General features: G+C 65.5%; 12 protein-coding genes, 2 pseudogenes and 1 riboswitch. Of the genes and pseudogenes, 4 read left to right on the top strand and 10 right to left on the bottom strand.

Annotation, left to right across the window (positions count from 1 at the left end; all coding sequences use genetic code 11):
• From WCE35_RS19410 to WCE35_RS19385, 6 genes and pseudogenes are all read right to left on the bottom strand, one after another.
• A pseudogene (locus WCE35_RS19410) lies at window positions 1–277 on the bottom strand (phosphomethylpyrimidine synthase ThiC); the annotation flags it as partial.
• Between the two features lie 199 nt (window positions 278–476).
• Window positions 477–1085: a thiamine phosphate synthase gene (locus WCE35_RS19405; protein ID WP_424594941.1), complete on the bottom strand. Its 609-nt coding sequence runs from the start codon at window positions 1083–1085 to the stop codon at window positions 477–479.
• On the bottom strand, window positions 1072–1854 hold the full coding sequence (locus WCE35_RS19400; protein ID WP_424594940.1) for a thiazole synthase: 783 nt from the start codon (window positions 1852–1854) through the stop codon (window positions 1072–1074). The genes WCE35_RS19405 and WCE35_RS19400 overlap by 14 nt, the downstream gene beginning before the upstream one ends.
• A gap of 172 nt (window positions 1855–2026) precedes the next feature.
• The gene (gene thiS, locus WCE35_RS19395) at window positions 2027–2224 is read right to left on the bottom strand and encodes a sulfur carrier protein ThiS (protein ID WP_424594939.1); all 198 of its coding nucleotides are present in this window, start codon (window positions 2222–2224) and stop codon (window positions 2027–2029) included.
• Window positions 2215–3228, bottom strand: a complete 1014-nt coding sequence (locus WCE35_RS19390; protein ID WP_424594938.1) for an FAD-dependent oxidoreductase — start codon at window positions 3226–3228, stop codon at window positions 2215–2217. The genes thiS and WCE35_RS19390 overlap by 10 nt, the downstream gene beginning before the upstream one ends.
• A riboswitch (TPP riboswitch) is annotated at window positions 3216–3362 on the bottom strand. (Overlaps the previous gene by 13 nt.)
• 103 nt (window positions 3363–3465) lie before the next feature.
• Window positions 3466–3831 (bottom strand): annotated as a pseudogene (locus WCE35_RS19385) (transglycosylase SLT domain-containing protein); the annotation flags it as partial.
• A 259-nt stretch (window positions 3832–4090) separates the two neighbouring features.
• Here WCE35_RS19385 and WCE35_RS19380 point away from each other — a divergent pair.
• The 4 genes from WCE35_RS19380 to WCE35_RS19365 all read left to right on the top strand — a co-directional run bounded on the left by WCE35_RS19380 (window position 4091) and on the right by WCE35_RS19365 (window position 6814).
• Window positions 4091–5581: a hypothetical protein gene (locus tag WCE35_RS19380; RefSeq protein ID WP_424594937.1), complete on the top strand. Its 1491-nt coding sequence runs from the start codon at window positions 4091–4093 to the stop codon at window positions 5579–5581.
• 162 nt (window positions 5582–5743) lie between these two features.
• Entirely contained in the window at window positions 5744–5947 is a 204-nt protein-coding gene (locus WCE35_RS19375; protein WP_424594936.1) for a hypothetical protein, read from the top strand.
• Between the two features lie 82 nt (window positions 5948–6029).
• Complete coding sequence (locus WCE35_RS19370; protein ID WP_424594935.1) at window positions 6030–6407, top strand: PRC-barrel domain-containing protein; 378 nt, start codon at window positions 6030–6032, stop codon at window positions 6405–6407.
• A 194-nt stretch (window positions 6408–6601) separates the two neighbouring features.
• On the top strand, window positions 6602–6814 hold the full coding sequence (locus WCE35_RS19365) for a dodecin family protein (RefSeq protein ID WP_424594934.1): 213 nt from the start codon (window positions 6602–6604) through the stop codon (window positions 6812–6814).
• Between the two features lie 158 nt (window positions 6815–6972).
• Here the strand turns inward: WCE35_RS19365 and WCE35_RS19360 are convergent, their stop codons facing one another.
• From WCE35_RS19360 to WCE35_RS19345, 4 genes are all read right to left on the bottom strand, one after another.
• Window positions 6973–8166, bottom strand: coding sequence for an efflux RND transporter periplasmic adaptor subunit (locus WCE35_RS19360; protein WP_424594933.1), 1194 nt, complete (start codon window positions 8164–8166; stop codon window positions 6973–6975).
• 2 nt (window positions 8167–8168) lie between these two features.
• On the bottom strand, window positions 8169–10535 hold the full coding sequence (locus WCE35_RS19355; RefSeq protein WP_424594932.1) for an ABC transporter permease: 2367 nt from the start codon (window positions 10533–10535) through the stop codon (window positions 8169–8171).
• Window positions 10529–11188, bottom strand: a complete 660-nt coding sequence (locus WCE35_RS19350; protein ID WP_424594942.1) for an ABC transporter ATP-binding protein — start codon at window positions 11186–11188, stop codon at window positions 10529–10531. Before WCE35_RS19350 ends, WCE35_RS19355 begins: the two co-directional genes overlap by 7 nt.
• A 188-nt stretch (window positions 11189–11376) precedes the next feature.
• Window positions 11377–12772, bottom strand: a 1396-nt coding sequence (locus tag WCE35_RS19345) for a DUF4403 family protein (protein WP_424594931.1), incomplete at its 5' end; no start/stop codon positions are given.

Genomic DNA, 12772 nt, shown 5'->3' with positions numbered 1-12772 from the left:
GATATTCCTCGACGCCGCCGCGCGCCTTCACCCAGGCGATGCGGTCGCGGGAGAGCCCGGCATTGACGTCGATGGTCACCGCCGGGTCGGTGTAGGGGCCGGAGGTGTCGTAGACCGTCAGGTTCGGCTCGCCGGCGCCCTCACTGAGGATGATTTCGCGCAGCGGCACGCGGACATCCGCCGCCTCATCCGGCGTCACAAAAATCTTGCGCGACGAGGGCAAGGGGCCGGTGGTCACGGCGGGAAGCGTGGCGTCGGGATTGGAGCGGATGTTCATGGCGTATCCTCCTTTTAATTGTTGTCATTCGGGACGGCAGTTCCGGATGACGCTGATAGTTATTTCCGTCATTGCGAGCCACCGGGTCGCGCGAATGCGCGCCCGATGACAGGCTCCGCGAAGCAATCCATGGTTCCGCAAATGGAAAGATGGATTGCTTCGTCGCAAGTGCTCCTCGCAATGACGTGGATGGAATCTTTCACGTGGCCTCCGCCTTGATGCCGAGCCAGGCGCGCACCCGCGCGTCGGGGTCGGGATGCTGGGTGACGTCGCTGACGACGGCGATCGAGTCGGCGCCGGCGGCAAAAATCTCGCTCGCCTGCTCGAGCTTGATGCCGCCGATCGCGACCAGCGGGATATTTCCGACGCGCTTCTTCCATTCGCTGATCCTGGCAATGCCCTGCGGCGCAAACCGCATCGATTTCAGCGTGGTCGGAAAGATCGGCCCGAGCGCGACGTAATCCGGTTCGGCGCGCAGCGCGGTTGCCAGTTCCTCGTCGTCATGGGTGGAGATGCCGAGCGTCAGCCCGGCCTTGCGGATTGCCTTGAGATCGGCTCCCGCGAGATCCTCCTGGCCGAGATGCAGATGTTTTGCCCCGGCCGCGATCGCCGCGCGCCAGTAGTCGTTGACGACGAGCCTGGCGTCGGTGCCCCTGATGACCTCGAGCGCGTCGCGCACGATCCGCAGCGCCTCGGTTTCGTCGAGGTCCTTGGCGCGCAGTTGCACCGTGCCGACGCCGAGCAAAGCGAGCCGCGCGACCCAGGCGACGCTGTGAACCACGGGATAAAAGCGGTCAGGATACGGCATGCCAGAACGGGGTCCCGATCACGGGGGTGGAAGGGGAGGCGAAGTCGCGGGCTTCCATCAGCCCGGCCTCGTAGGCGGTCCGTCCGGCCTCGACGCCGAGGCGAAACGCGGTCGCCATCGCGACGGGGTCGGCGGCCTTGGCGATCGCGGTGTTGAGCAGCACGGCGTCGTAACCGAGTTCCAGCGCCTCCGCCGCATGCGAGGGCGCACCGAGACCGGCATCGACCACCAGCGTCACGTCGGGCAGGCGGTCGCGCAACAGCTTTAGCGCATCGCGGTTGACGATGCCCCTGGCGCTGCCGATCGGCGCCGCCCAGGGCATCACCACCCTGCAGCCGGCATCGACCAGCCGCATCGCGACGCCAAGATCCTCGGTGCAATAGGGGAACACCTCAAAGCCGTCCTTGATGAGAATATCCGCGGCTTCGACCAGGCCGACCACGTCCGGCTGCAGCGTGTCGTTGTCGGCGATCACCTCGAGCTTGATCCAGGAGGTGCCGAACAATTCGCGCGCCAGTTTCGCCGTGGTCACCGCCTCGCGCACGCCGCGGCAGCCGGCGGTGTTCGGCAGCACCGTGACGTCGAGCTCGCGGATCAGGGACCAGAACGCATCCCCGGTCTTGCCGCCGGCGGCTTCGCGCCGCAGCGACACGGTGACGATGTCAGCGCCGGAGCTGCGGATCGCGCCTTGCATGATCGCAGGCGAGGGATACAGCGCGCTGCCGATCAGGAGGCGGGAGGGGAATTCGCGGCCGTAGAAGTTCAGCATGGCATTGCCATCCCCACACACCATTCGTCGTCCCGGCGAACGCCGGGACCCATACGCCGTGAAGTTTCATTGTGGCATCGTGGCAAATACCTTATGTAACCGCGAAGGCCGGTGGTTATGGGTCCCGGCGTTCGCCGGGACGACGCGTGGCGCGTTTGAACCGTACCCATCCTCAGCCTCCCTGCCGCGGCGTGATGATCTCGATCTCGTCGCCGCTCTTCAATGCGGTTTCCGCCCAGCGGCTTTTCGGCAGCACGTCGTAATTCACGGCGATCGCGAAATGGGTGCCCTGATATTCGAGCTCGGCGAGCAACGCATCGACGCGGGAGGAGGCGATCTCGCGCGCCTCGCCATTGATGGTCACACGCATTGCATCACCTCATTGTCGATCGCGCCGCGCTCGACATAGGCCAGCGTCAGTTCGGCCAGCGCCGGCGCCAGCAGGAAACCGTGGCGATAGAGCCCGTTCACCGCGATCTTGTCGTTGTTAATAGCGATCCGCGGCAGATTGTCGGGAAAGGCCGGCCGCAGGCCGGAACCGAATTCGACGATGCGGGCCTCGGCAAAGGCCGGATGCACCGCATAGGCCGCGCCGAGCAGTTCCAGCGCCGAGCGCACGCTGACGCCGAAATCCTCGGCCTCGATCGAGGTCGCGCCCAGCATGAAGCGGTTGTTGCCGCGCGGAATCACGTAGAGCGGCCAGCGCGGATGGATCAGCCGGACGGGGCGCGCCAGCTCGACCTCGGATGTCTCGACCATGATCATCTCGCCCTTGACGCCGCGCAGTTCCGGCTCGGCGTCGCGCGCGGCCAGTCCCCGGCAGTCGATCACGATGCCGTCGAGATCGCCCGCATCGGCGTTGCTGTTGAACTTGATCTGGCCGCCGGCCGCCCTGATGCGCGCATGCAATTCCGGCAGCACGCGCCGGGGATCGACATGGCCTTCATCCGCGTAGAACAGGCCGTCGCGAAAACGGCCTTCCAGCGATGGCTCCAGTTCGCCCAAGGCGCTGGCGTCGAGCCGCCGATGACTGGCGGTCAATCTGGCAAAGCGCTCGAAATCGGCGCGGTCGCGCGGATGCGCCACCACCAGCGATCCGTTGAACGGGGTTTGCGGAAAATGCCGGCGCCAGAGATCGAGCGAGCGGATGCCGAGCCGGCCGATCAGCGGCTCCGACGTTTCCGCCTCGCAATAAGGCGCCAGCATGCCGCCGGCCCAGTGGCTGGCGGATTCCGTCATCGCGGCGTCGCTGCGCTCATGCAGCGTGACGGCGTGGCCGGCCTGCGCGAACAGCAGGGCCTGCCAGGCGCCGGCAATCCCTGCGCCGATGACGGAAACGGGAGATTCCCCCGGCGGCTTCGAACTCTGGTACATCCCTGTCCCTTCGCCGGCATGACCCGGATCAGGTTCAAAGGGTCACCGCGGTCTTTAAGCCTCACCTCCTTGAATTTGGCGGGCCCAAGCTTGCGGTATCTCAGCTCCTCGTCAGAGCTCCCCTCGGAACAATGCTAATGTAGGCCGATGCGCCAAGGTGTCAACGCGGCTTTGCGCGAATTGCACGGAATGCGGTGCACTCGCGAGCACCGGTCAGGGACGCTTGTGTCCTGCCAGCCGCCGCTGCTTTGCCGCGTAATAATATCCGCTCGCATAATAATGCACGGCGCGGTCGTGATCGTGGTTTGCGACGCGGTAGGCGCCGGCCAGATATTTCACGCCATAAGCGAGATTGGTGTCGGGGTCGCGCAGCCCCTGGGCGTCGCCCCTGTAGCCAAGGCCGCGCGCGGTAGCGAGCTTGATCTGCATCAGCCCGATGGTGCCGCCGCGCCCGACCAGATCGGGCTGATATTTGCTCTCGCGAACGATCACCCGATGCACCAAAGCCTCCGGTACGTTGTTGGCCCTGGCGTGGGTGGCGACCAGCTGCTGGTATCGGGCACGGTGCTGCGCCTGCGCATCGGCGCCAACCAGCAGCGCCATGATGGCGGCGAGCCAGACAAGGTAGTGCACTCGGTTCATCAGGGATGGTCCCGGGCCGGCGCGATTCTCGAGCGTTAAGGCTTTCGGGGCGTTAACGCTTTAGCCACCCTCGTTTTCTCGCGGCCGGCGGGCGGGGATGTGGCGAAAACCCGGCTTTATCGCGGGAGTTATTCCCGTCTCCGGGTCCGGATTTACCTGGAATTATGCCCGGGCATGCTTCGGTTGGGGTTTCAAACCGCTGAAATCGAGCACTGCGCCGATGACCGTCACGATCGCCCACGCCGATGAAGCCTCGCACCCGGCGCGCGGCCTGCTGCCGCTATGGGTCGGCGTCTTGATCTACGCGCTGTTTCTGCTTGCCGGAAACCGGCTGCTGATCGATCCCGACACGCTGTGGCAGATCACCGTCGGGCAGTGGATGATCGATCACCGCGCCGTGCCGGAGACCGACGTCTATTCCTTCACCATGCGCGGCCAGCCCTGGATCTCGACGCAGTGGCTGGCGCAGCTCGCCTATGCCGAGAGCTACGCGATCGCGGGCTGGAGCGGGCCGGTGGTGCTGGCGGCATCCGCGATCGCGGCGGCCTTTGCGCTGCTGGCCGGATTTTTGCGCCGGCGTCTTTCCGGAAGCACAACGCTGGTGTTCGTCGCCGCGGCGCTGGCGCTGACCGTGCCGCATCTCTTGGCGCGCCCCCATGTGCTGGCGCTGCCGGTGATGGTGGCATGGGTCGGCGGCCTGATCGCAGCGGCGGATCGCCGCCAGGCGCCGCCATTCCGGTTGCTGCCGCTGATGGCGCTGTGGGCCAATCTGCATGGCGGTTTTGTCCTTGGCCTGGTGCTGATCGCGCCGATTGCGCTCGACGCGGTGTTGAATGCGGATGGGGTGGCGCGAAAATCGCTGGTGCTGCGCTGGGCCGTGTTCGGCCTCGCGGCGCTCGTCGCAGGCTGCATGACGCCCTATGGCTGGCATTCGCTGCTCGCCTCGCAAAAGATCCTCGCGCTCGGCGGCGCGCTGCCCTTGATCAGGGAATGGCGGCCGGCGGATTTCGGCAGCGTCGCCGCCTTCGAGGTCTGCCTGCTGCTTGGAATTGGTCTTGCGCTGTTTCGCGGCGTAAAATTGCCGCCGATGCGCATCCTGCTGCTGCTGGGATTGCTGCACATGGCACTCGCCCAGGGACGCGCCGCCGAAATCCTGGCGCTGCTGGCGCCGCTGATACTGGCTGCGCCGTTGTCAAAACAGATCGGCAGCGGCGTTGCCGCTTCATCCGCGCCATCGCCCGCGCGCGGCGGGCTGTTCGCCGGCGTCGCGCTGGTGCTGATGGCGGCAACCCTTGCCTACGCATCGGTGCATCGCTTCGAGCCGCACCCAAGCAGCGCGCCGGTCGCCGCCGTCGCCGAACTGAAGAAGCTCAATCTGTCCCGCGTCTTCAACGACTATGATTTCGGCGGTTATCTGATCGCCAACGGCGTCGCGCCGTTCATCGACGGCCGCACCGAGCTCTATGGCGAGCAATTCTTTGTCGATCACAACGCGGCGTCCGGATTGATGGCGCCGGAAAACCTGTTCCGGCTGCTCGACCAATACAGGATCGAAGCCACCCTGATGCGCACGCAGAGTGCGGCGGCCAAATTGCTCGATCACATCGACGGCTGGCAGAAGATTTTTTCCGACGACATCGCGACGATCCATCTGCGCAAAGCAGGTCGGGTGCACACGGTCGAGCCGGCGGTCGATCCCAGGGCGAAGTGAGGATACGCATCATTGATAGGCATCATTGACGCACATCAATGTCGTGCAAAAGTTTCGATGATGGTCTATGGTTTCACGATAGCCAATCTAGTTCCGACAGCAATCCTGTCCCATTCAAAACATCACGCTGAACGAAGCCTCACGCGATAAGGGAGATGCGCCATGTCCCGAGTGGATCCCGGCTATTTGCCCCGCGGAAATCCCTGCGCCCAATGTGGCGAGCCGATATCTGCGCCGGACTGGATCGAAACCGGTCCGGGCCGTGCGTCCTACCTCTGGACGTGCCGGGCCTGCGATTACCGCTTCGAGGCCATCGCCTTCTTCGATCAAGCCGAGCCCGACCGGCAGGCGGCGCTCGCAGCCTGAAGGGCGGTTGTCTCGTCTGTGAAGGGCCGGAACCGGCCTGTCCGCCGCGCGTTGAATTCTTCATTGATTCGTGGAGGGTCCAATGGCACTCGACGTCATGACGAAGCCGCATCAGCTGATCGCCAGCGATCGCGTCGAAGGCACCGCGGTGCGACGGCCGAACGGCGCCAGGATCGGTCACATCGAGCGGCTGATGATCGACAAGATATCCGGCAAGGTTTCTTACGCGGTGCTGAGTTTTGGCGGGTTCCTCGGCATCGGGACCAATCTGCTGCCGCTGCCGTGGGGACGGCTTCGCTACAATACGAGGTTCGAAGCCTACGAGCTTGACATCGACGAGGGCGAATTGAAGCGCGCGCCGTCATTTCGAGCGGATCAGGATTTCGACTGGGGTGACCGCTCGCAGGAAGCGGAGCTGCATCGCCATTACGGCATCCCGCCATACTGGGGCGGTTTCTGATCGCGTGTTCACGGAGTTCGTCGCCGATTTTCGAACCGAGGCAATACTGCCGCCCGGCCATTTTTCATGCCAGCCCGCCTGGGGTTTTTTGCCGGAGCCATGCTGCACCGCATCTATCAGCACCGACATGACGATGTTAGGCTTGGCCGCGGCAGGACCACCTGCGTCCTGCTCAACACCAACGGGAGGAAGACATGGCGGAGAGCGTCTACAAGATTATCGAGCTGGTTGGTACCAGCAAGGATTCCTGGGAAAAGGCGGCCACGGCGGCCGTCGACAGGGCGGGAAAATCCTTGCGCGATCTTCGCGTCGCCGAGGTGGTGCAGCTTGATTTGCAACTCGACGCCAGCGGCAAGGTCGAAGCCTACCGCGCCAAGTTGAAAGTCTCGTTCAAGTTCGAGGGCTAGCGCAGGACGGCCGTGAGTTGAATTGGCTCGCGAGTTGGAGCGACCTCTCCCCGCTTGCGGGGAGAGGTCGGATCGCCCCGGCGATGCGAAGCATCGTCCGGTGCGATCCGGGTGAGGGGGACTATCCGCGAGCATGAATCCGTGGTGAGTCCCGCTTCTCATCGCGAGCTGACCCGCACCCCGGGGCTGATCTGATCACTCGGATAGATGATCACGCGCTCTCCCGCTGCGACACCCTTGCTGACCGCTGCAAAGCCCGCCGAGCGGCGCATGAGATCGATGGTTCGAGGCTGCGCGCGTCCGTCGACCACGACGTATACGCTCCAGCTATCGCCTCGGCGGAACAGCGCACCGGCCGGTATGATCTCGACGTCGTCCTGGGTGAACACGATGATCCGCGTGTCTACCTGATATCCGTCTCCGAGGCCGGTCCACTGCGGCTGCGGCGACAGCAGGTCGATCAGCACATTGACCCGCTGCTCTTCGACGCCCAGCGTGGACACCTTGGTGAACGCCGCTGGCTCGATCCGGCGCACCCGCCCCGAAAGTGCGCCCGGACCGCCCCAATGCTCGATCACCACGTCCGCGCCGGGGCGAATTTCAACCGCCCCGGTGCTCAAAACGTCGGTCACGATTTCGAGATCGCGCGGATCGCCAATTTCCAGCAACGGTGCTCCCGATTGGACCACGGTCTCGCTCTCCTGCATGACCCTCAGCACGACGCCAGCTACCGGCGCCGTGATGCTCCAGGGTTCGCTCGGTGCGTCGATGCCGTCGCGATAGCGGCCAAGCAGCGCCTTCGCCTGCGCGAGCTCATGGTCCGCCGCGTGATCCTGGAATTCCGCGGCGCGAAGGTCGCGATCGGCAACCCGCATCGCGAGTTCGGCGCGTTCCAGCGCCTGCACGGTTGACGCCCCGCGCGCGACCAGCGTGCGGGTGCGATCGAGATCATTTTTTGCCTGATTGGCCTGCGCCTGCGCGCGCTCGACGACCGCCCTCGAACGCTCGCGCGCGGCCTCGGCGGTGCCCAGTCTTTCCTCCGCCTCGCGGCGGCTGCGCGGATCAAGAAACGGCGCCGGCGGCGGCATGATGGCGGCGACCACATCGTCCGCGGCGACCGGGTCGCCTGCCTTCAAGGCGACCCGCGTCAGGCGCCCGGCGAGCGGCGCGGCCACCACATAACGCTCGCGGATACGCGTCTTGCCATCCTCGTCGATACTGGCGAGGAACCGCCCCTTGGCGACGGCAGCCGTCTCGATCGGGGTCGGGCGCGGCATCAGAAACCAGGCGATGGCGGCGACCGCGGCCATCATGCCCAGCACCATGATCACACGACCGGCCGTGATACGCATCGTCAATCCCTCGTCTTGAGCACCGCGACCAGATCGAGACGGTCCACCCGTCGGCGCACGATATACGCGCTTGCCAGCGCGGTGGCCACGACAATGGCGGTGGCAACCGCGTAGGTTCGTGCCCCGACCACGCCTGGAATCTGGAAGCTCTCATTGGAATGAAACCGCGCAATCAACGTGACGATGCCACGCGAGAGCACGAGCCCGAGCGGAATGGCCAGCGCGATCTCGATGGCAAACTGGCCGAACAGGATTTGCGCGACCTCGGCCCGGGTAAAGCCGAGCACGCGCAGGCTGGCGAGCTCCCAGGCGCGCTCCTGCAGCGCGATGCGGGCGCTGTTGTACACCACGCCGACGGCGACAATGACCGCAAACACCGTCAGCACGCCGGCGCTGACAAGAACGAGGCCGGCGATCTTGTCCAGGAACGAGCTCAGCGTGTAGGCCTTCATCGACACCGATTCGATCACGGGCAGTTCCTTGAATCGCCGCGACAGCGCCGGGAGTGCCGACGGCTCGACCAACAGCGCCGCGGCCGATACCACCGCGCCTTCGCCGGTCAGCCGGTTGAGGGTGTCGATCTCCATATAGCAGGACATCCCGATCACCTCGTCGACGATGGCGCTGACCGGCAGGTCGACCTTGCGACGCTTGCCCTCCATCACTTCGATCGTCACCGTATCGCCGGGGACGACCTGGATCCGCTCGGCCAGCCGCCGACTGAGCGTCAGTCCGCCCGGCGGCACGTCGATCGGACGCAACGCGGCATCATGCGGGCGCCGCAGTCCGCTGTCGAAGGGCAGCCCGATCACCGACGTCAGATAGCTGCGATGTCCGGCGCGCAGGCGCACCGGCGCGATCCGGTAGCCTTCGGCAACCAGCACGCCGGGCTCGCGCGCGAGGTCGCCGACCACGGTGCGATCGAGCGGATGGGGGAACGTAACCATGGCATTGCCGCGTTCGACCAGATTGAACTGGACCTCGATCATCTGGTCGATGGCGTCACGCCAGAACAGCCCGAGCACGACCATCGGCACGGCGAGGGCGATGCCGGCGATCGTGAAGGCGCTGCGCAGCGGACGGCCGGTAAAATTTCGGATCGTCATGACATGCCGCGGCGTCAGTTTCCTGGTCGAGAGCAAGGCTTCGATCCACGACCGGCGAAAGCGCCGCGGCGCGGCCGGCCGCATCGCTACCGCCGGCGCCAGGGTGACGACGCTTTGCAGCGCCGTCACCACGCCGAGCGAGGCAGCCGCAAAGCTGATCAGGAAGCCCGCGAGTGCGGACCAGGGCGTAAGCTCGAACACAAGCGCCGGCAAGCGGAAGAAGCCATGATAGCTTGCGATCATCGCCTCGCCGAAGACGAAGCCGCCAGCCAGCCCGAGCGCCGATCCGAACAGAACGACGACCGCGACCAGCTTGAGATAGTGGAACACCAGGGGAGTTGTCGGAAAGCCGAGCGCCTTCAATGCGGCAATCTGTTCACGCTGGGCAGTCACCAGCCTTCCAAGCACCACATTCAGCAGGAACGCGGCGACGCCGAAGAAGATGATGGGAATGGTGATCGACATCACCTTTTGCTGATTGAGTTCGTCCTCGAGGAAACGGTTCGACGGCTGGTCCCGCCTCGCGATGGCGCCGACCGAACCGTAGGGCTCGAGCAGGCGGTCGAGCTCATCGATCACCTGCTTTGGGTCGGTGCCTGGAGTTAGCGAGACGATGGCGTCGTTGAAGGCGCCTGTCATATCGAAGGCGGCCTCCGCCGCACGGCGGTCGACCCAGAGAACGGCGTAGAACCGGTCGTCCGGGATCGGTATTCCCGGCTTCACCGCATAGACATATTCGGGCGACAGCGCGACGGCGACGACGCGAAAACGCTGGATACGGCCGTTCAGCACGACCCGCACATCGCTGCCGAGACGGACCGCGTTCGCCTCGGCAAAAGCCTCGTTGATCGCAACGGTTTGCGTGTCACCCCGCTCCGGCAGGGTACCTCGGCGCACGTGCAGCCGCACCATCGGTTCGTCTCCGGCATGGGCGAGCGAAACCATTCGCGCCGATACCGGCAGCATGGCGGAGGGCCAGTCCAGAATCACGTCGCGAACGATGCGGGGCTCGACCGCGGCAACGCCCGGAATTTCATTGAGCTGCGCCACGACCGAGAGCGGCGCGCGCTTGAGCGTGACGAAGACCTGGGGAAAGCCTGCGCTTGCGTAGAAGCGATCGCGCCCGGCACGCAGGGAATCATAGGTCGATATCGATGCGACAAATACCGCCATCCCCGCCGCTACCACCAGGGCAATCGTCGTCACCTGCCCCCGCATGGCCGAGATATCCCGCAACAGCTTGCGATCGAGCAGGGTCACCATCGCACCTCGTCCGGGGTCAGCCGGCGTGGATTGCGCTCTTCGCCGACGATGCGTCCGCCGCCGAGGCGAAGAACGCGATCCGCCATGCCCGCGATCGCCGCGTTGTGGGTGATGATCACCGTCGTGGTACCGAGCTGCTCGTTCGCTCGCGCGATGGCGGCAAGCACAACTTTTCCGGTCTCGTAGTCGAGCGCGCCGGTCGGCTCGTCGCACAGGAGAACATCGGGTGATTTGACGATGGCGCGTGCGACCGCGACACGTTGCTGCTCGCCGCCGGAAAGCTGCGAGGGGAAATGATCGAGCCGCCGGTCGAGGCCGACCAGCGCAAGCGCCTGCCTTGGGTCGAGAGGCTTGTCGGCAATCTCGTTCACCAGCGCCACGTTCTCGAGCACCGTCAGGCTCGGAATAAGGTTGTAGAATTGAAACACGAAGCCGACATGCTCGCGCCGGTAGCGCGTCAGTTCAGCGTCATCGGCGCCCACCAGGTCATGGTCGCGCCAGCGCGCCTTGCCGCCACTCGGCGCGTCCAGCCCGCCGAGAATGTTGAGCAGCGTCGACTTGCCCGAGCCGGAAGGCCCGAGCAGCACGACGAACTCGCCCTCATAGATGTCGAGATTGACGTCTTTGAGGGCGTGGACTTCAACTTCGCCCATGATGTAGGTCTTGGACAGATCGCGGGCGTGAAATACCACGCGCCGGGGTTCGCCTAGCTGCCGGGGTTGGTTCAGCGCCACGATGTCCTGCTACAGTTCGTGCACCCTCAAATAGCGGCCGATCATGGCTAACAGGTTGCGCTGACCCGCATTTGAGGCAGGTCAATCCGGTGCCAGGCGCAGCCTCGTCACAGCGCCGGCAGCGCGCTCACGAAAACTTCAATGGCGCCCTCGGCCTCCACGATCACGCGCAGCGTTTTGGAATCGAAGGCGATCTCGGCCAGGCGCATGCGGCTGATTTCGGCCGCAACGCGGATGCCGTCCTCGTTCTGCTGCAAATCCGCGATGGCGGCGGCGAGCTTTCTCCGCGCATTGCCGGCGAATGGCCTGAGGTCGACGACCAGCCTGTCGGCCAGCGCGCGCTGCAAATGCGGGATCGCCGCGCGCGCCGCGCTGCCGAGCAGCCCGAACGCGGCTTCGGACTCGACGGCCAGTTCCATATCGGTCAGCCGCAGCGTCTGCTGGCCCTGATCGAGCGCCGGCCTGCCCCAGATATGCACCTGGGCCTCGCCGCCGAATCCGAGAAAACTCTCCTTCTCCCTGGCGTTGACCAGGAGCGAGATCAGCAGCCGGTCGCCGGAAGCCGCGACGCTTGCGCGCTTCACCGTGACATCGACCGGGCCGGAACCGTCTTCGGGAAAAGTCTTGCCGGCAAGTTGCGCTTCGATGAGCTGGGTGAGGCTGGCAAACGACAGATCGATCGGCACGCCGATCGCAACGTGTCCCGGCGTCGCCGGAACGATGGTGATCGTCGCCGGGAACGGACAATCGGGCCTGGTCTCGGCCGGCGTGATCCGGGTTTCGGCTTCGATGCCAAGCGTCAGCGTGACCGCGGAGGCGTCGACCCGCGGCTGGGCGGCAATCGCCCGGATCGGCCGCAACTCCAGCCACACCGGCGGCATCGCGGCGCTTGCGCCGTAACCTTGCAGCGGAATCGAGCGGCAGGCCCTGGCCCATTGCTGCCGCGCGTGCCGTTCGAGTGCGGGATCGTTGCGCATCCGCGCCTGCACCGCGGCAAGCTGGTCGGCGACCGTCTTGTCGATCAGCGGCTTGACCTGGGCGGGGACGCTGACCCGCGCGCCCGCCACCGAGAGGCTCGAATCGCCCAGATTGACCTGCGCCGCCAGATTTGGCTCGATCCGCCAGGCGGCGGCGAGTTTCGGCCGTGCGGTGATGATGACGCTGCCCTTGATCTCGGCATTCGCATTCAGCGACTTGATGTTCACGCTGCCGATTTGCTTGGCGACATTGCCGCCGAGCAGGCCGCCAATCGCATCGCCGACCGCGCCCGTCGCCTTCGACGAAAGCGCGCCCGTGACATTCAACGTTCCCGCCAGCGGCGTGGCCAGCGACAGCACGTCCTGGGCGCCGCTCGCGGTGATCGGTCCGCGCGAGGCGGTCCAGCCGATATCGGCGTTCTGCAGGATCTGCGATGCCGGGTTGTCGGCCTTGCCGTTGAAGCTCTTCGGCGCGGCGCGATCGGCGGCGTCGCGGATCGCCGACCGCGCGATCGCGACCGGCGCC

The organism is Bradyrhizobium sp., from assembly GCF_049691595.1.
Classification (GTDB): Bacteria; Pseudomonadota; Alphaproteobacteria; order Rhizobiales; family Xanthobacteraceae; genus Bradyrhizobium.
This window is presented reverse-complemented; position numbering and strand designations above follow the sequence as displayed.